Annotated in this window: 14 protein-coding genes, 1 tRNA gene and 1 pseudogene; 2 read left to right on the top strand and 14 right to left on the bottom strand. The window is 60.1% G+C overall.

Going from position 1 to position 19,217, the window contains the following annotated elements; genetic code table 11:
- Positions 1 to 152: 152 nt before the first annotated feature.
- Entirely contained in the window at positions 153 to 1,277 is a 1,125-nt protein-coding gene (locus ACGG9J_RS01210) for a GuaB3 family IMP dehydrogenase-related protein (protein ID WP_390132884.1), read from the bottom strand.
- Positions 1,278 to 1,440: 163 nt separating this feature from the next.
- Here ACGG9J_RS01210 and ACGG9J_RS01215 point away from each other — a divergent pair, with 163 nt between their 5' ends.
- Entirely contained in the window at positions 1,441 to 2,700 is a 1,260-nt protein-coding gene (locus ACGG9J_RS01215; protein ID WP_390132886.1) for an NADP-dependent isocitrate dehydrogenase, read from the top strand.
- Between the two features lie 266 nt (positions 2,701 to 2,966).
- Complete coding sequence (locus ACGG9J_RS01220; RefSeq protein ID WP_390135273.1) at positions 2,967 to 4,484, top strand: type 1 periplasmic-binding domain-containing protein; 1,518 nt, start codon at positions 2,967 to 2,969, stop codon at positions 4,482 to 4,484.
- Here the strand turns inward: ACGG9J_RS01220 and ACGG9J_RS01225 are convergent.
- The 13 genes and pseudogenes from ACGG9J_RS01225 to leuS all read right to left on the bottom strand — a co-directional run bounded on the left by ACGG9J_RS01225 (position 4,454) and on the right by leuS (position 19,150).
- Positions 4,454 to 6,280: an AMP-dependent synthetase/ligase gene (locus ACGG9J_RS01225; RefSeq protein WP_390135274.1), complete on the bottom strand. Its 1,827-nt coding sequence runs from the start codon at positions 6,278 to 6,280 to the stop codon at positions 4,454 to 4,456. The genes ACGG9J_RS01220 and ACGG9J_RS01225 overlap by 31 nt on opposite strands.
- 119 nt (positions 6,281 to 6,399) lie before the next feature.
- Entirely contained in the window at positions 6,400 to 6,777 is a 378-nt protein-coding gene (locus tag ACGG9J_RS01230; protein WP_390132888.1) for a M23 family metallopeptidase, read from the bottom strand.
- A gap of 290 nt (positions 6,778 to 7,067) precedes the next feature.
- On the bottom strand, positions 7,068 to 7,244 hold the full coding sequence (locus tag ACGG9J_RS01235; protein WP_390132890.1) for a hypothetical protein: 177 nt from the start codon (positions 7,242 to 7,244) through the stop codon (positions 7,068 to 7,070).
- An 18-nt stretch (positions 7,245 to 7,262) separates the two neighbouring features.
- The gene (arfA, locus tag ACGG9J_RS01240) at positions 7,263 to 8,798 is read right to left on the bottom strand and encodes an arabinosylfuranosidase ArfA (protein WP_390132892.1); all 1,536 of its coding nucleotides are present in this window, start codon (positions 8,796 to 8,798) and stop codon (positions 7,263 to 7,265) included.
- A 366-nt stretch (positions 8,799 to 9,164) separates the two neighbouring features.
- A tRNA-Asn gene (locus ACGG9J_RS01245) sits at positions 9,165 to 9,237 on the bottom strand.
- Between the two features lie 78 nt (positions 9,238 to 9,315).
- Positions 9,316 to 10,359, bottom strand: a complete 1,044-nt coding sequence (gene tsaD / locus ACGG9J_RS01250) for a tRNA (adenosine(37)-N6)-threonylcarbamoyltransferase complex transferase subunit TsaD (RefSeq protein WP_390132894.1) — start codon at positions 10,357 to 10,359, stop codon at positions 9,316 to 9,318.
- Complete coding sequence (gene rimI / locus ACGG9J_RS01255) at positions 10,352 to 10,864, bottom strand: ribosomal protein S18-alanine N-acetyltransferase (RefSeq protein WP_390132896.1); 513 nt, start codon at positions 10,862 to 10,864, stop codon at positions 10,352 to 10,354. Before rimI ends, tsaD begins: the two co-directional genes overlap by 8 nt.
- On the bottom strand, positions 10,861 to 11,649 hold the full coding sequence (tsaB, locus tag ACGG9J_RS01260) for a tRNA (adenosine(37)-N6)-threonylcarbamoyltransferase complex dimerization subunit type 1 TsaB (protein ID WP_390135275.1): 789 nt from the start codon (positions 11,647 to 11,649) through the stop codon (positions 10,861 to 10,863). The genes rimI and tsaB overlap by 4 nt, the downstream gene beginning before the upstream one ends.
- On the bottom strand, positions 11,646 to 12,248 hold the full coding sequence (gene tsaE / locus ACGG9J_RS01265) for a tRNA (adenosine(37)-N6)-threonylcarbamoyltransferase complex ATPase subunit type 1 TsaE (RefSeq protein WP_390132898.1): 603 nt from the start codon (positions 12,246 to 12,248) through the stop codon (positions 11,646 to 11,648). The genes tsaB and tsaE overlap by 4 nt, the downstream gene beginning before the upstream one ends.
- Positions 12,245 to 13,222, bottom strand: coding sequence for a DNA polymerase III subunit delta (gene holA, locus ACGG9J_RS01270; RefSeq protein WP_390132901.1), 978 nt, complete (start codon positions 13,220 to 13,222; stop codon positions 12,245 to 12,247). The genes tsaE and holA overlap by 4 nt, the downstream gene beginning before the upstream one ends.
- A 223-nt stretch (positions 13,223 to 13,445) precedes the next feature.
- Positions 13,446 to 15,416, bottom strand: a pseudogene (locus ACGG9J_RS01275) (ComEC/Rec2 family competence protein); the annotation flags it as partial.
- Complete coding sequence (locus ACGG9J_RS01280) at positions 15,413 to 16,081, bottom strand: ComEA family DNA-binding protein (protein WP_390132903.1); 669 nt, start codon at positions 16,079 to 16,081, stop codon at positions 15,413 to 15,415. The pseudogene ACGG9J_RS01275 and the gene ACGG9J_RS01280, both read right to left, overlap by 4 nt.
- A gap of 99 nt (positions 16,082 to 16,180) precedes the next feature.
- A complete protein-coding gene (gene leuS / locus ACGG9J_RS01285; protein WP_390132904.1) occupies positions 16,181 to 19,150 on the bottom strand; it encodes a leucine--tRNA ligase in 2,970 nt (989 codons plus the stop codon).
- Positions 19,151 to 19,217: the final 67 nt, after the last annotated feature.

The following is a 19,217-nucleotide window of genomic DNA, read 5'->3' on the forward strand; positions in this document are numbered from 1 at the left end:
GCGGCGCACAGGGCAACCGACGCAACGACAGCGATTACGTCCAGAGTAGGGATGGGCAGAAGGATTGTAAAGGCCGGTTCAAAAATGTGGTCAACTGAACCGGCCTCTGTACGGATTGTGGATAAATGATAGGTAAATGTCCTGTTTTCTGCTCAGCAACGGATGGCAGGTGTCACTGCAACACGGCACTTCTGGAAGTTCTTGACATCCACATAACCGGTAGAGGCCATGGCCCGCCGCAGGGCTCCAATCAGATTCAGACTGCCATCGGTGCGATCGCTGGGTCCGAAAAGTATGCGTTCCAGGCTCCCCACCTGGCCGACCTGGACTCTGCGACCCCGTGGCAACTCAGGGTGATGCGCCTCGGCCCCCCAGTGCATGCCTTGGCCAGGAGCCTCCGTAGCCTTGGCCAAGGGTGTGCCCAGCATGACCGCGTCGGCCCCCATGGCCAAAGCCTTGACAAAGGACCCCGAGGTGCCGGTCTCCCCGTCGGCGATGACCTGAACGTAACGTCCGCCGGACTCATCCAGGTAGTCGCGACGCGCCTCAGCCACATCCGAGATGGCCGTTGCCATAGGGGCCTGAATTCCGATGGTGGCGGAGTCAGTCGAGGAAGCTCCCCCGCCGAACCCGACCAGGACTCCAGCGGCACCCGTGCGCATCAGATGCAGGGCGGCTTGGTAGGTGGCGGCCCCGCCGACAATGACCGGAACGTCCAGGTCATAGATGAACTTCTTCAAATCCAAGGGCTCATGGCTGGTTGAGACATGCTCGGCCGAGACAGCCGTTCCGCGGATCACGAAGAGGTCCACGCCCGCATCGACCACCGTGGTATAGAACTCCTGGGTGCGCTGAGGGGACAGGGCTCCGGCCACCGTGACCCCGGCCTTGCGGATCTCCTGCAGACGGCGGGTGATCAGCTCCGCCTTGACCGGTTCCCGGTAGGCCTCCTGAATGACCCCGGTCGCCTGCTCCGGCGAGGCATGGGCTATCCGGTCCAGCTGGGGGCGCGGATCCTCATATCTGGTCCACAGCCCCTCCAGGTCCAGCACGCCCAGTCCACCCAACCGTCCCAGGGCAATGGCCGTCTCAGGGCTGGTCACCGAGTCCATGGGCGCCGCCAGCAAGGGCAGGTCAAACTCGTAGGCATCCACCTGCCAGGCTGTAGAGACATCCTGGGGATCCCGGGTCCTTCTGGAGGGGAGTATGGAGACATCATCGAGCGTGTAGGCCACCGTGGCCTTCTTGCCGAGACCGATTTCGATATCCTGTGTCATGTCTGCCAGCCTAGCGCCTCATGATGACGCTCCGGCGTGCTACGAACGAGTTACGAGCCTGGGAACAGAGAGTAACAAACTTGGGATAGAACAGTTCGCAAGCGCAACTGCGGCACCGGGAGCAGGATCCGGCCCCCGACCCGCCGACCGATAGGAGGCCGCCATGGACAAGATCGCCGTGAAAGGACGCATCGTCGAGCTCGACGGTGACGAGATGACCAGGGTCATCTGGAAAATGATCAAGGAACGGCTGATTCTGCCCTATCTGGACGTGGACCTGGACTATTACGACCTGGGCATCCGCAACAGGGACGCCACCGACGACAAGGTCACCGTGCAGGCGGCCCAGGCTATTGAGCGCGAGCATGTGGGCGTCAAGTGCGCAACTATCACCCCTGACGAGGCCAGGGTGAAGGAATTCGGCCTCAAGCGCATGTGGAAGTCGCCCAACGGCACCATCCGCAACATTCTTGGCGGAACCATCTTCCGCGAGCCCATCGTCATCGATAACATCCCCCGGCTGGTTCCCGGGTGGTCCAAGCCCATCGTAGTGGCCCGACATGCCTTCGGCGACCAATACCAGGCCACTGATTTCACCGTTCTGGGGCCGGGAAAGCTGAGCGTCGTCTTCACTCCTGAAGACGGGAGCGACCCGGTGACACGGGAGGTGACCGTCTACCCAGGTCCAGGCGTAGCCCAGGTGCAGTTCAACCTGGACGACTCCATCCGCGACTTCGCCCGCTCCTGCTTCAACTATGCCCTGCAGAGGCACTATCCGGTCTACCTGAGCACCAAGAACACCATCCTCAAGGCCTACGACGGTCGGTTCAAGGATATTTTCGCCCAAGTCTACGAGCAGGAGTACCAGAGCCGGTTCGAGAAGGAGGGACTGACCTACCAGCATCGGCTGATTGACGATATGGTGGCCTCTTCGCTCAAGTGGGAGGGCGGCTATGTTTGGGCCTGCAAGAATTACGACGGTGATGTCCAGTCCGATGCAATAGCCCAAGGGTTTGGTTCCCTTGGCCTTATGACCTCCATGCTGATGACGGCCGACGGTCAGACGGTAGAGGCCGAGGCCGCCCATGGGACCGTAACCAGGCATTACCGGCGCTGGCTCAAGGGGGAAACCACGTCCACCAACCCGATCGCCTCCATTTTCGCCTGGACCGGCGGACTCAAACAGCGGGCGCGGCTGGACGACACGCCCAAAGTGGCCTGGTTCGCGCAGTCCCTGGAGTCCGTGGTCATCGAGACTGTGCGCTCCGGCCGCATGACCAAGGATTTGGCCAGCCTGGTCGGCCCTGATCAACCCTGGCTGGACACTGAAGGGTTTATGGATGCACTGGACCACGCTCTTGCGGAGCGTATGGCTTCAGCTGCGGCAGAGACTACTGAACCCAAGGCGTCCATGGCACAATAACGGATCAGACATAAGCGCCATCCATCTCTTTTCCTCCCAGGCGGCTAACCTGTCCCGCTCTTCGATAGCCCCGCCCATCTCCTCCTCGGCGAGGACCTTGTACGCAAAAGCATCAACGCTTCATGCGCTCCTGCCCGAGAACCCATAGAATGGTTGCTCGGGACCCGGCCATAGTCGGGCTCTGTCGGGACGAAGGAGCGAACGTGAAGAAGACCGGCTTTGCACGGCATTTGTCCGGCCTGCTGGCACTGCTGGCAAGCCTGGTCATGGTGGCATCGGCCGGTGCTTGCGGTCCGGCCTTGGGCAAGGAGGAACAGTCCCCAAGCGCCTCGCAGAGCTCGTCGACTCCCACTGCCGCTGCCGGAGTGCCCGGTCGAGTGGCCATTTTCACCCCTTCTGACGGCATCACCCTCTCCCAGCACACGCCAATCAACAAGTGGGCTGCCCTGGTTCCTGAGATTAAGGCGGCACTGGCTAAGGAGCAACTTTCCGACAAGCACATCGATGCCTACACCAGCGGGAACCTGGAGGATCAAAGCAAGGAGCTGCAGGATTACGTGGTCAACCGTCTTTCAGAGCGCAAGTCTGGAAAGACATCAGCGCCAACCACGCTGGTAGTTGCACCCATGACTTCGCCAGACTCCATTACCCGCCAGTATGGCGACTACATCAGCAATCCATTGAATGCCGATGACAAAGACAAGGCACGTGCGCGCCTGGTCTCGTCTTTGCGTCTGGCAGCGGGCGCGGGCATGCATGTAGTGCTGCTTGCCAATCAGGTGCCGGGCATCCATCCGGATCTGTTCGTGCAGTTGTCGGATGCACGGGCCATTGGCCAGATGCAGGCAAACAAGCTGGCCAGCAAGCTGGAGCTGGACAAGGCCAGCAAGGACAACCCATGCCGCATCGAGATTCTTCTGCCGAACCGTCCGGCTGATGCAGACTCTGACAAGGAAGAAGACCAAACAGAGCAGGGCGAGCAAAAGGAACAGAATTCCTTCCCTGCCCAGGCCTTCGCCGGAATCTGGCAAGTGCTGGGACCATACTTCAAGGATGGACGGGCTATCAGTCCCTCGGGGCGCCTGCAGGCCGACAGCGCAGAACAGGACTGGCAGGCGGTAGCCTTCGATCCAGGCAAGGATGCCTCGGCTGCAGGCAAAGAGCTGGCAGCTCGCCTGGCCATGGACAACGGAGAAAAGGCTCACACAGAGGTGGATGGCATTCTGGCCATGAACGACTTCATCGTTTCCGGGGTGGTTTCTGAGCTCGGGGATCTGGGATATCGGGGCTCGTCAGCGGACATCAACCCGGAAATCTCCATATCTGGCATCGTGGGCTCCATGGCCGGCCGCCAGGATCTGCACCGGCAGCGCGTACCCAAACCCGCCCAGAGCCCGACAACCCAGGATCTGAAAGGTTCGGAAGCGAGTTCTTCACAAGCAGCTGGAAAGGTTCAGGACTCCGCGTCCTCGGACGACCACACCGCCTGGCCCGTCATCAGCGGATACGGCGCCTACATAGACAACATTCCCCAAATCGTAGATGGAAGGCAGTGGATGACCGGGCTGGAGGACAGGCTAGGGCTTGCCGCCGATATCGCCAAGGCATGCGCTGGCCTTAACAGCCAAGGCAAGGTGCCATCCATGGAGACGATCCAGACCATCAACCAGAACGGCAAACAGTTGCGCCGCTTGTCAAGACCGCTGGTTGCCGTTTCAGCTACCAATCTCAAGGCGACGATGATCGATACTGGCTACATCAAACCTGCTGATGCCGGTCTTTGAGCATAGATCTCCTGCTCGATCCGATCCTCATACCGTCTGAGAACCTCCTGACGGCGGGGCTTGTATGAAGCGGTCAGCAAGCCGTTTTCACGGGTGAAATCCTGGTCCAGAATCAGATAGCGGCGGATACCTTCAGCCCGGGAGACCTGACCGTTGGCCGCGTCCACTGCGTGGTCGACCTCGGTGCGGATGATGGGGTTCTCCCCAGCCGAAGCGACATCTTCCATAGGCTCAGCGCCCTGGTTCCGCAGCCACCGGTCGATCTCCTCGGGATTGAGGGTGATCAGCGCCGAGATGAAAGGCCTGCGATCCCCAATGACCATGCAGTGGCTGATGATGGGCGAGCGCTCGACAGCCGTTTCCAGCAGTGACGGCGAGATGTTCTTGCCCCCTGCAGTAATGATGACCTCCTTGCGTCGGCCAGTCAGGCGAACGAACCCGTCCTCGTCCAGACTGCCCAGATCGCCGGTCAGCAACCAGCCGTCATGAATCTGCCTGGTGGTGATTTCGGGATGGTTATGGTAACCCATGCAGACATCGGGGCCTTTGACGCATAGCTGGCCCTCCTGGTCGATGCCCACGGTGATGCCAGGCATAGGCAGGCCAATGGTGCCCAGCCGGTAGCCCTCGGTGGGGTTGACCGTCACCGGACCCATGGTTTCGGTCATGCCATAGCCTTCCAGCAGGGGCAGGCCTATGCCGTTGAAGAAGTCTGCAATGTCTCTGTCCAGTGGGGCTCCGCCCGAAATGGCATACTGGACTCGGCCGCCCAAGGCCTCCAGGATAGGTTCGTAGACGGTGCCCGTATACATGAGGTGTTTGGTCTTCAGGGACATGGGAACCCGGCTTCCGGTCTGCTGGTGACGTGACCACTGCCTGGCCACTCCTGCTGCATCCAGGAAAATTCTGCCCCTGGTGCCTGTCCCGGCCCGCTGGGAGGCAGCGTTGTAGATCTTCTCGAAGATGCGCGGTACAGCCAGAATGAAAGTAGGCTTGAAGGTCTGCAGGTCCTGCAACAGATTGCGAATGGACCCGGTAAGTCCCAAGGTGAGATCCGTGGAGATGGCGAAGAACTGCAGACAGCGGGCAAAGGCGTGAGCCAGTGGCAGACAGAGCAGAAGCCGTCTACCCCCACCTAGGCAGATGTCAGGGACTGCCTGAGCACCCGAACGGACGGTGAAGACGATGTTGCTGTGGCTGAGCTCTATGCCCTTGGGCTTGCCGGTGGAGCCTGAAGTGTAGACGATGGTAGCCAGGTCGGAACCTTGCACGGAGTCGGCACGGGCTTGGAAGTCTGCCTGGTCCACCGCCCGTCCGTAGGCGGACATTGTGGTCAGCGCTCCCCGGGTAATCACATACAGGTCGTTCAGATAGGCACATTGGGAACGAACCGCGTCAACCCGGGCCCTTATGCCGTCATCTTCCAAAAAAGCCATGCCGACATGGGAATCGTTGAAGATACGCCGGATCTGATCAGGAGAATCCGTCTCATAGACCGGCACCGTCACTGCACCAATGGACAGAATAGCCAGGTCCAAGGCAGTCCACTCCCATCGGGTGCGCGAGACGATGGCCACCGAATCCCCTCGACCTATCCCCCGGGCCATAAGCCCCTTGGCCAGCGCGACTACCCGGTCACGGAACTCACGGGCCGTAATAGTGCTCCACTCACGTCCACTCCGGTATTCGATGAGCGGATCGTCACCTGAACGGTCCACCCTGTCCTCAAGCAGGGAGAAGACGCTGGCATTGGCATCTATAGGCTCCACAAGCGGACGCGTGAATTCTTGCTGCATGTTCTGCATGACCACTCCCTGCTGAAACGGCGTTATGCTTAATGATTCTAACCGGTCCCCAGGGCTGGCGATATACCTGGCCTGCAGACGCGCGAGTCCTGCAAGCGAGCTCCGCCCTCTTACAAGGGCTTGAGACGAATGCGATGCCGTCCGACCTTGGCGCTGGGATCCAGATAGTGATCATGATCATCTTTGAGACCCCAGTGCAGGCAATCTTGAGCACAGTGGTCGGAGACCCCCTCTACCTTTCCCCAGATTGTACCGGTCTGCAGCCGGGTCCCCGTCGGCAAAGAGCTCTGTGCTGGCTCATAGGTAGAGATCAGATTGCCGTGACGAATGGAGACCACATCCTTGCCAGCTACGGAACCGGCAAAGGCGATTACGCCGTCAGCTGGAGCTCGGATGCGCCTGCCTTGCTGCGCCGCCAGATCAATTCCGCGATGACCACTCAGCCACGGACGATCCGGAGGATCGAAGGGACGAATGGCCCATGGCATGGCCTTATCTTCAGACAGAGGTTCAAGCGGCCACAACCAGCCTTGTCGGCATGCTGAAGTCGACGAGAACACCCGAGCGTTCTTTGCCGGAGCTGCAGCCGAAGGCAGGGTCGACGCAGTCTGAGCCGCGCTGGTTGCTGTGGGCCCTGCAGCCGACAGGACCAGTGCCAGCATCAACACCAGCGGGGCTCTGGGAAACCAGGGAGGCCGACATCCGGAAGGCATGATAGGCATCCGGCCAGCACCCCGCCTTATGCCCTTGTTCTTATGGTCACGAGCACAGGCCATGGTCACACCTTCATTCCGTCAACATGGGTGCCCGATATTGGGCCATCCACCATCATGATGGACTGGATGCCCAAGCCATGCGAACCGGAAAGAGGCATGTGGCCGAATATGGAGTCGTCCACATCCAAATGGACCGCAAAGGCACCATACTTGAAAATCTTTGAAAGGTTTTCGGCCAAGATGCCTTCATCGGCCTTTTAGGCCAGATGAATGACCGTCCAAGAGATGGGAGGCAGTTGAAGGCTTATGGCATCCTCATCCATCCTGAAGTCTTTTCGGGTATGCATGACGACCCGCTCCTGGTCTTCAAGAGTGTTGCGCGCCGAGGGGTCGGCCTCATGCAGGGTACTGACTGTGGCATGCCTATGCCGATCCTGTTCAGTCAGGACGACGTTGAAATCAACGGAACTGTCAAGGCTGCGGTTGACTGCAAAAACGCTTAGGGATCCGTCGGCGCCTCTGACGGCCACCGAATCGATCATGGGCACCTGACCATAGCGCGAGGTCTCATAGGTGTCGCCGTTTTGCAGGCTCCTGAGCACGCTGCCGCCTCTCGCATAACGGGCAGTCAGGGCGAAGGGGTAGAAAATGGTCTGCCTCCAGGACGGGCCGCCGGGCTCAGTCATGATGGGGGCAATGACATTGACCAGCTGGGCCAGGCTGGCCGCGTGAACGACATCGGCATGCCTGAGCAGGGTGATCAGCAAGTCGCCCACCACCACAGCATCTGCCGCCGAATAGACATCCTCCAGGAGCGGCGCGCCCTGAGGCCAATTGCCAATGCCTTCGGGCGATCTGCTGGCCTGGGCATCCTGGTACCAGACATTCCATTCGTCGAAGGAGATGAAAATCTGATGATCGCTGCCCAGCCGGGCACGCGAGGCGGCAATGATGGCCGCCACATCGGTGATGAAACCGTCCATATCCACGCCTGAAGCCAAAAAGCTGGCCATGTCTCCATCCTTGGGCGCGTAATAGGCATGGCATGAGAGGAAGTTCACATTTTCGAAGCAGCGCTCCAGCACAGTACGCTCCCAGAGGCCGAAGGTGGGCATGCTGTGCGAGGAGGATCCGCAGACAACCAAATCCAGTCCTGGGTCGATCATCCGCATGGCGACAGCAGTTCGATTCGCCAGATCGGCGTATTCCTGTGCGCTCTTGTGGCCAATCTGCCAGTCGCCGTCCATCTCGTTGCCCAAACACCACATCCTGATGTCAAAGGGACGATCATGGCCATTAGCCCGACGCCGTTCCGACAGCTCAGTTCCTGATGGCACATTGCAGTATTCGAGCAGATCCAGGGCTTCCTGCATGCCCCTGGTGCCCAGGTTGACGGCCTCCATGAGCTCGTTGCCGCCCAGCTTGTCCAGCCAGTCACTCATCTCGTGCAGTCCGAACTCATTGCTTTCGCTGGAATGCCAAGCCAAATCGAGACGACGGGGACGGTTTTCGCGTGGTCCCACACCATCCTCCCAACGATAGCCTGAGACAAAGTTGCCTCCTGGGTATCGGATGGTTGTCACGCCCAATTCTTGAACAAGGTCCATGACGTCGCGTCGAAAACCCTGTTCATCTGCTGTCGGATGACCAGGCTCGTAGATGCCCGAATAGATGCCCCTGCCCAGATGCTCCACAAAGGATCCGAAAAGGCGATCGTCAATAGGCGTAGACTCCTGGTCCTCATCCACCTTGAACTGTGCCCTACACCTGTGCGCTTCCTGATCTCGCATCATTGCCTGACTCCCTTGTTTTGACTCTGCCGCCCATGGTTCCCTCCGCGCTGAACCAAGCGCCATCTGAATAGTACAACGTTGTGAAATTCGACAAACCGCTCGACTGCCACACCAGCCAATGGCGAAAACGCTTGTCCAGATAACGAACGAACACCTGCCTAATCATTTATTTCACAAGAGAGGTGCGAATTTCCAATACAGGCCGTCAGCAGCAGTCCTTGCATCATGAGAATTCAACAGCAATTTATTCGCTTGAATATTCTGATATTCGTATTACAAAACCCAGGACTATTTGCGGCAAGAAGTTTGCAATCCCTGGAAGAAGCACAATAAAAAGAAAACCGCCGGAGAACCGGCGGCCAAGAGCTCCCGCAGCTGGGCTTGAACCAGCGACATTTCGATTAACAGTCGAACGCTCTGCCAACTGAGCTATGCGGGAATATCCCGTTCAACTCTCGCTGAACACAATTACCATACTATAGTCTGGGTTTTCTTATGTGACAACTTGGCGTGTCGATTACATGAGGATCCTGTCCATGGGCATGGCCGAATCGATGGAGAAGTCAGGAGCTGAGGGTGGCAGGCCGGCCTGGACCAGATTGACGCCGAGCATGGCCACCATGGCGCCGTTGTCTGTGCATAGATTGATCTTCGGAATGCGAACCTTGACGCCCTCCTGGTCGCTGAGCTCCTGAAGCTTGCCGCGCAGCTGCGAGTTGGCTGAGAACCCACCGCCGACAATCAGGGTATCCGTGTCAAAACTATGACAGGCGGCCATGGCCTTGCGAGATAGGACGGTAGCTACAGAACCCGCCAAAGAAGCGCAGACATCATCCACGGGAATGTCGAGCCCGGCCTGCTGTCTGCGCTCTACCCATCGAGCCACGGCGGTCTTGACTCCAGAGAAGCTGAAATCATAAGGATGCTCGGCTACGGCCCGGCCCTTGGTCAGCCCCTGGGGCACAGCGATGGCATGAGGATTACCCAGACGGGCATGGCGGTCGATGTGGGGGCCACCCGGATAGGGGAAGCCAAGCAGTCGTGCGATCTTGTCGAAGCACTCCCCAGCCGCATCGTCCAAGGTGGTGCCCACCACCTGGACCGATCGTGCAAGGTCGTCCACATGCAGAAGTGAAGTGTGGCCGCCGGAGACTATCAGAGCCAGAGCATTCTGAGGGAAGGGACCGAATTGAAGCTGGGTAACCGCTATGTGGCCGATGACGTGATTGATGCCATACAGAGGTTTGCCTGCCGCCCAGGCCAACGCCTTGGCACCGGACACGCCTACGGCCAAGCATCCAGCCAGTCCCGGTCCGGCTGAGACCGCTATCGCATCGACCTCAGACAGATCCATATCGGCATCCTTCAGGGCCTTGGAGACGACCGGCACAAAGGACTCAGCGTGTGCGCGTGAGGCGATCTCGGGGATGACGCCTCCATAACGGGCGTGCTCGTTCATGGAGGATGCCACCACGTTGGACAGCAACCGGTCTCCCTGAACCAGAGCAGCGGCGGTTTCGTCGCAGGTGGATTCGATGCCAAGCACCACAGGCTCACTCATGGTCAATGATCCTTTCCTGTCCGTTCGACAGATTGTTGCTGACAGAGCCCACCGGGCCCGGTCCGACCGAACTCAAAGGCCTAGTCATAGTCCATGCATCCACGTCTTCTGGCTGATAATAACCCTTGCATAAACCCGACTGCGAGAAGCCAAAGCCCTGATAGAGGTCAATGGCCGCGGTGTTGTCTACACGCACCTTCAGGCTCATACGTTGAAGACCCTCTCGATCGGCTTCGGCGATCAGCCTGGCGAGCAGAGATCCTGCAATGCCGCGATGCCTGGCTTCCGGAAGCACCCCAATGGTCATCAGCTCTGCATCCCTCTCGCCTGACCAATAGCCGCCATAGCCTAGGATGGCACCCTGGCCGTCCCAGACCAGGTAAGTGCGCGAAGGCGCAGACAGCTCAAATCGCAGCTCCTGCCGATGCCAGGCCTGCTCGCGGAAGATGCGCGTCTCCAGATCGACCAGACGGTCCAAGTCCTCCAAGGCCGCTGCACGAATCATGGTTGGACAGCTACGTGCTTAAGCGGATTGGGCACTGAGACGTCAGGACGACGAAGGTAAAGCGGTTCCACCGGGTCAATCAGCCCATGCTGGGCGCGTCTGCAGGCGCAAGCAGCCATCAGATCCGTCCCCCGCGTCCGATCCTCCAAGAATGATCCTTCGTCCAACATCACCTGTGTATCCAGATGTTTGGCCAGATGCCCCCACTGGTCGGCGTAGCGACCGGTTCCATGGCCGCTGACGACCAAAATCACAGGATTATGGTCCAGAGACTTCTGTTCTTCCACATTGGCCACGATCTTCTCACAGATAGCAGCTGGATAGTCGATGCTCATTTCAGTCAGCGGCCGGGCCTGGGACTCAACGCCTCCGAAATCGTCATAGAGACGGTAGTAGAGCTGCCGACGTCGAGCATCGTTGACAGCCAGGACCAGGAGTCGGGTATGGTCTTGGACCTGCTGCTTGAACCGGCTGTAGGCATAGCGGGCCTGTGGCTCCAGGATGTCCTGCCCCAGCAGACGGGCACCCGTGGCAAAAGCCAGGGCCTTGGCGGTAACGATGCCTGCCCGCAGACCAGTGAAGGGCGCAGGGCCCAGACCCACCACAATGGTCCGCAGGTCGTCTGCAGATAGCCCAGCCTGGTCCATGACCTTGGCGATATTGACTTGGAGACGTTCCACATGCGAGCGCGAGTCGGTCTCTATGCACGGCTCCCGCCCGGGCAGCCCCACGGTCGAACCAAAAGAGGTGTCGATCACCAAAAGGGGCGTATCGGTCCCGTTCATGCCGTCATCGCCTTTCTCAGTCGTTCCAGTCTGCTGGCCCATGAAGGACCCACTCCACGCAGACGTACCATACGCTTACCCTGTGAGCTGGGTGGGGCATCCGGGTCCTCACAAGCATCCACGGGCCGGTCGATGGTTACTTCCAGACGTTGATCGGCCAGTGCAGAGGCCATCTGCTCGCCCCATTCCATCAGTATGATGGTGCTTTGACCTGGATCCTCCAGCTCCTCGTCCAGACCAAGAGACTCCAGCTCGTCGAGGAGACGATCCACGGCATCCTCTCCAGGCAAATAGTCCTGCCCGCCCAGCCGGTAGGCATCCACGTGAATCAGCGTAACCGGCGAATCGTCGGACAGACGGCCATGCAGCTCTCTTGCAATGGTGAACGTGGGCGAGACCACGGGGCCGTCGACCCCAAGTCCACTGCCCAACCCCTGGGCCAACGTGGTCTTGCCTGCCCCCAGAGGCCCGGACAGAAGGATCACGTCCCCGCCTTGCAGACATGCAGCAAGGTTTCTGCCCAGACGTTGCATGTCCTCGCCCGTGGGCACGACCAGATCAAAGCCATCTTGACCTTCAGCGTTGTCCTGCAGGCTCATGCCACTGTCCTTCCCTTGGCGGCAATCAGCTCAACTGTCCGCTCCAGAGCATAACGGGCATCGCCCTTGCTGGTTTTGCTGACCTCATCGGCCTGGGCCAAGGCCTCGATGCAGACCGCCAGACCGGCGGAAGTCCATCCATGCAGCTGCCTCTTGGCCTCCCGCAACTGCCAGTAGGCGGCCTTGGCCTCGGCCGTAGTGATTGATCCCGACTCTATGGCCGCCTCCTTGCCCAAGGTGCGCAATTTCAGGGCCAGCACTCCGATCAGGGAGACCGGTTCGTTCCCCTGTTCAAGAGCTGAGCGCAGGGCGACAACGGCTTCGGCCGACCTGCCAGCAAGCGCCATGTCCGCCACAGCGAATCCAGATACAGCCGGGCTGTCGGTCAGATAACGATTGACGATCTCAAGGGTCATGGGATCCTGGTCAAAATCAAAACAAAGCTGGGAGCACATGGCGGCCAGCTCCGAAGTACGCTCACCCAGGACATCCACCAAGCGCTGAGCCGCCCGAGGCTGGATTCGACGCTGATGGGCCTTGAACTGCCCATAGACGAAACCAACCTTGTCATCGAATTTCTTCAAATCTGGCATTCGCTCTATGAGCGCTCCAGCCCGTGCCATCTGGTCCAGAAGCCTGCGGCCCCGATTGCCCCCGTCATGACGTGCGATGACGACGCTGGATTCGGATTCTGCCGGCTCGCGGCAGAATCCGACCAAGGCCTGAGTCAACGCCTCATCAGCCGCCTGCAAATCATCCAGAAGGACCACGGCCGTCTGACTGAGCAGGGAGGGTCCTAACGCCTCCTGAAAAGCGTAAGCGTCGCAGTCTGCTGCATCCATCTCTAAGTATTCGCTGTCCGGATGAGCAGCACAAGCCTGTACGCACAGCTCCTTGACGCGCTGCCCGTTCAGGAAGGGATCGCCGCCGACCACCAGATGGACGGAAGGGTTCTCCTGCTGAGCTTTGGTCATGATTCAAATCTCCCTTCATCACTGGACATTGACGTTCGCCAGTTTTGAAGATCAGCTGGGACAGAAGGCCATAAGTCTGCAGAAGCCAACTCTTGATCGCCGCCCAGGCCGAGGGCCTAAATGGGACCCCCGAATCCTCTTCAGCCACAGCCGACCATGAACGTTCCGGCCCCCCGGCAAGGATGAATCGAATCAGTCGGTGATCTATCACAGCCATAAGGCCCAGACCCACCAGACAGGTGCTGCCGATTGGCCCCGATGGCCAGGCCGCCGGAGCAGCCGCCTCTCCCAGCCACGTGGCGGCAAAAGCCATGACCCCGGTACCCAGGGAAGTCAGTCGGGCCAGCAGCATACCCACTGGAGGCCAGAGCCAGGAGGTGAGCAGGGCCAGCAGGCCAGTCACCGTGGCAGCGTCGACTACAGGAGTGACCAGCAGGTTAGCCAGTGGCGCCAGCAGAGGCAAGCCAGGACTCATCAACACCTGCACAGGCAGAGTCCCGGCCTGCGCGCACAAGGTCGTGGCCAATGGACGCGCCAAAAATCCCGGAAGGTGGTTTTCAAGAAAAGCAGTCAAACGCCGGTTGCCCAGACCGATACCCAGTACGGCACCACAGGAGAGCGCAAAACCGAAGCTTGCGGCCATGGAAGGCTGCAGGATCATGACCAGCAGGACGCACCAGGAAAGCGTGTTCAATGACTGGGCAGGTCGGCACGCTGCCAGGGCCAATGCCGAAAGAAGCCCCATGGCTTGCGCTCGCAACACCGAGTCTCCTGGAACCATCAGCATACCCAGACCCAGATAGGCGGCAGACAAAACAAGGGCCATCAGCCAGGGAGGCGAGCGCAGGCTACGCATGATCCTAACTAGCAATGAAGCCAGGATCATGAAGTGCCCGCCGGAGACAGCCATCAGATGAAGAATGCCCGATGTTCGGAAGTCCTGTGTCAGACGGACCGCATAAGCGGGCTCCACCTCCTGACTGCTCAGGGAACCACCAGACCTAAATAAAGCTTGGTTGCCCAAGATCCCCATGGTCAACCCCGGCACCAGGATCCGTCCCTGATCGTCCAGCCTGCTGGTCTGTTCGAGAAAGGCCTTTTGCATGCGAGCGATCAATCGTCTGCTGGGTCCTGGCGACCTGATCTGTTTCATGCCGTCTTCCACGGCCAGCCAGGGCATAGGACGACCATACGCTGAAGGTTCCAACAGTCCTCGCATACGATAGTTTCCGCCCTGTTGCAGCATGCAAGACCGGCTCCGGGCAAACAGCATGATCCGTTCACCGGAAGGCATGCGCACCCCGGCCAGAGTAACCCATTGAAGCCTTAGCTCCGCTTGACAGTCCCAGCCTCGACGAGAAGATGCACTCATAGGGCTCAGAGCTTTACCACGAACCTCAGCCAGCGTCTTCCCCTGACGGATCTGACGGGCTGCTGGCCCACCACGCGCTGACTCCTGACCGACTGCGGCGGCCAATGCTGTAGTCAAAGCCACCGTAGTAAGGACGGCCAGCGTTGCGAGCTTCCGAGGGCCAAGCCATGTGGACACCAAGGCCGACAAGGCGGAAACAAGCGAAGATCGGAACGAGAAAGAACCACGAGCGAAATAGTGACTGAGCCCAGCGTGTGAGCGCTGGCCTGAGCACCGGTGCAGCCAATAAAACCGAGCATTCCAATGAGTCGTCCTCAAATGGCTGGCGTCCTTGGCATTCTCACAAGGGGCTTTGTCATGGTTTTTGCTCCACCGATTTTTGCCCCAATGATTCTTGCGCCTAGGACGCGTACAAACTCGGGGTGGTTGGTTTCGTGCACGTGGGCGATGGAGACTGCGAAATACCTGACCTTTGCAATCGGAGTCCTCTGCGGCAACCAAGCAGACGAGTTTGATGATGAGCAAAACCATTGCAACAAGCAATGGAAGCGCCAGGACGAGTGGTGTCATCCAGACCGCCATGCCCATGCCTCCACCGGCCGTACTCCCAACGGTCACGCCGTTTCTGGACTCCCCCACCGTCTTAGCCCAGTCGCCGCCCTTGCCTGCTCCCGCCATGAATCCTCCCATGCTCCGATCCAGAAGCCATGGGACCAGCAATGCAACCGCCCAGGCCAGACAAGCAGCGGGGAGCATACGAAGATTGCGGCTGCCGTTCTCCTGATCAGCTCCATCATGAACCCGTGCATGACCGGTCATCATTGCGCCACCAGATATGGTCGTAATCGAGCCAGGGTCTTGGCGCCGATGCCGGGGACATCCAGGAGCTGGTCTACCGAGGTGTAGCGGCCGCCGACGGCTTGCCGATGCTCCAGTATTTTTGCAGCCGTAACAGGACCGATCCCCTTGACGTTCTCCAGATCCTGCTGGTTGGCGCTGTTGAGATTCACGCGTCCCGCCTGATCGACCGTCCCCGAAGAGGGACCCGAGTCTGGTGCAGCAGGGACATCGTCGGTTTTTTCTGCATGCTGGGTTGGGCCTGAAACTTGGGAGTCTGCCTGCTCGTTGCCCGTTGCTCTCTGAGCGTTACGACCGTGATCATTTTCAGAGGCACCCTTGCCGCGGCGTGCAGCACTGTTCACATCACGGTTCCCAGAAGCCGATGACCTGGCCACGGGTGCATCAACGGCTACTTCTCCGGCCAGCGCCCGCCCCTGCTGAGCCAGCAGGGTCAAACTGACTGCCAAGGCCACCACCAGAATAAGAATGGCCGTCAGGGCCTGCAGAGGTGTAAACGACCAGACGGGCCGATCCCGCCGGACCGGGGACTCAGCCGTGACTTCAGCTGACCTCTCTGATCGGACAGATTGATTCAGAGCCAGGGCCTGCAGGGGTGGCGCCGGAGGCTGGGTGATGTTGATGCTCATGGAGCCAGCCTGGCATGAAAAAGCCCCCGATATGAGGTCGGGGGGTTATGTGGTCAAAGGTCGTCACCCGTCCACAGCCTGGCTGCGGGCAGTGCAGGGTCAGGCTGGCACGACCGAAACGATCTTGGGCGCCTTGACGATGACCTTGCGAGGCTCCTTGCCGCCCAGCCATTCCTGAACGGCGGGCAGTGCCAGGGCCATGGCCTCGAGCTGGTCGGGCGCGATGTCGGGGCTGACCTGCAGCTTGCCGCGGACCTTGCCCTTGATCTGGACCACGGCAGTGACCGTGTCCTCGCCAAGATAGCGATCATCCCAGGTCGGCCACTGGGCATGCGCCAGGGATTCCTTGTGACCCAGACGGCTCCACAGCTCCTCGCATATATGGGGGGCGATAGGCGAGAGCATGAGCACCAACGGCTCAATGGCTGCCCTGGGCGTCGGATTCAGCCCGGTCAGATGGTTGTTGAGCACGATCATCCTGGCGATGGCCGTGTTGGGCCTCATGGCCTCCATCTCAACAGTCACGTCGTGGATGGTGGTATTGAGCAGCTTCAGGGTCTTCTGGTCGGGCTCGCCCTCGTCCAGGACAACCTTGCCGGTCTGCTCGTCCACCACGTTGCGCCATAGCCGTTGCAGGAAGCGCATGCCGCCCACCACGTTGCGCGTGTTCCAGGGCCGGGACTCGTCCAAGGGTCCCATGCTCATCTCGTAGAGGCGGAAGGTGTCGGCCCCATAGGTGCGGTACATGTCGTCCGGGGTGATGATGTTCTTGAGGCTCTTGCCCATCTTGCCAAACTCACGGTTGACCGGCTGTCCCTGCCAGGTGTAGCTGACCTTGCCGCCCTCCTCATGCTCCTCCACCTCGGCGGCGGGCACGTACTGGCCGCGCTGGTCCGTGTAAGCGTAGGCCTGGATCATCCCCTGGTTGAAGAGCTTGTGGAAGGGCTCCTTGGACGAGACGTACCCCAGATCGTAAAGGACCTTGTGCCAGAAGCGGGCATAGAGCAGGTGCAGGACCGCGTGCTCCACACCGCCCACATAGAGGTCAACGCCCCCTGACTCTCCGGCCGTCGCGTTGTGCCTGGGCCCTAGCCAGTAGTCATATTCTGTCGGATCGACCATGTGCTGGTCATCCTTGGGATCGATGTAGCGCATGTAGTACCAACAGGAGCCGGCCCAATTGGGCATGGTGTTGGTGTCCCTGTGGTAGACCTTGGGACCGTCGCCCAGGTCCAGGGTCACGTTCACCCAGTCCTGATTACGGCTCAGCGGGGCCTCAGGGCTGGACTGGGCATCCTCGGGATCGAAAGTCTTGGGCGAGTAGTCGGGCACGTCCGGCAGGGCCACCGGCAGCTGGTCATCGGGCAGCAGATGAGGCAGGCCCTGGTCGTCATAGACTACCGGGAAGGGCTCACCCCAGTAGCGCTGCCTGGAGAAGAGCCAGTCGCGCAGCCGGTAGGAGACCGTTCCATGGCCTACGCCAGCTGACTCCAACCATTCGGTAACCTTTTCGATGGCCTGGTCAACCCGCAGACCGTCCAGGCTGAGCGGATCGCCAGCGGCCTGGGTGGCTTTGACCGAAGAGTTGACCACAATGCCGTCGTGGGAAACGAAAGGCGCCTTGCCCCGGTAGTCGTCCAGTGTCTGGCCGGATTCAGCCAACGGGCTGACAGTGTAGACGACGGGCAGCCCATACTTGACAGCGAAGTCGTAATCGCGCTGATCGCCGCCTGGCACAGCCATGATGGCTCCAGTGCCGTAGTCCATCAGCACGTAATCGGCAGTGAAGATCGGCAGCTTGGCCCCGGTGATGGGGTTGACCGCGTACAGACCGGTAAACAGGCCGGTCTTGGCCCCTCCCTCATCCACGCGATCCTTGGCGGTCTTGGCCTCGGCAGCCCTACGATAGGCCTGCACACCCTCCGCTGGATTGGCATAGCCGCCCTTCCACTGCTCAGGCACGCCGTCAGGCCACTCCTGTGGCAGATGCTGCAGCAGGTCATGCTCGGGGGAAACCACGGCGAAAGTAGCGCCGAAAAGCGTGTCAGGACGAGTGGTGTAGACCTCCATGGTCTGATCGCCGTCAGAACTGGGGACGGTGAAGTCCACCGAGGCCCCGTGCGACTCCCCGATCCAGTTGCGCTGCATGAGCTTGACCTTTTCGGGCCAGTCCAGAATGTCCAGATCCTCCAGAAGCCGGTGACCGTAGGCCGTGATGCGCATGGACCACTGCTTGAGCTCACGCTGGTAGACCGGGTAGTTGCCGCGCTCGGAGCGTCCTTCGGCGGTCACCTCCTCGTTGGCCAGGACCGTGCCCAGTCCGGGGCACCAGTTGACCGGCGAGCGCGAGATGTAGGCCAGGCGGAAGTCGTTGAGCACCTCAGAGCGCTCGGCCTTGTCCAAGTCATCCCAGGAGGCGTCCGGATGGCCAGGGATGGCCTTGCTGCCGGACTTGAAGGCCTCGACCAGTTCGCTGACAGGCCTGGCCGAGCCCGTCCCCCCGTCGGCTCGACGGTAGTCGGGGTCGTACCAGGATTCGTAGATGCGCGAGAAGATCCACTGGGTCCAACGCACGTAGTCGGTGTCGATGGTGGCGAAGGAGCGGCGATCGTCAAAACTGAGCCCCAGCCGGTGCAGCTGCCAGCGCATGTTGGCGATGTTCTGCTCGGTGGTGACCCGGGGGTGCTGGCCGGTCTGGACCGCATACTGCTCGGCGGGCAGGCCGAAGGCATCGTAGCCCATGGCATGCAGGACGTTCTCACCCTTCATCCGGTGGTAGCGGCTGACCACGTCGGTGGCGATATAGCCCAATGGATGGCCCACGTGCAGGCCCTTGCCCGAAGGATAGGGAAACATATCGATGACGAAGTAGGGACTGCGTCCTCCAGCATGCTCCCCCTGGGCATCGGTCAAGTCGCCCTTGGTGTTGGCGGCCCAGAAAGTGCCCTCCTTGTCCCAGCGCTGCTGCCAACGCTCCTCGATAGTCTGCGCCATGGCGGCATCGTAGCGGAATTGAGGCTGATCGGATTCCTGGGTCTGCTGATGATCCCTGTCTTCATTCGCGTTCATATGGTGAATTATCGCCATTCACATGGACACGGCCGGGTTGATGTCCAACATCCGTCACCTGGCTGGA

The sequence above is a fragment of the Bifidobacterium apicola genome (genome assembly GCF_042846865.1).
Taxonomy (GTDB): domain Bacteria; phylum Actinomycetota; class Actinomycetes; order Actinomycetales; family Bifidobacteriaceae; genus Bombiscardovia; species Bombiscardovia apicola.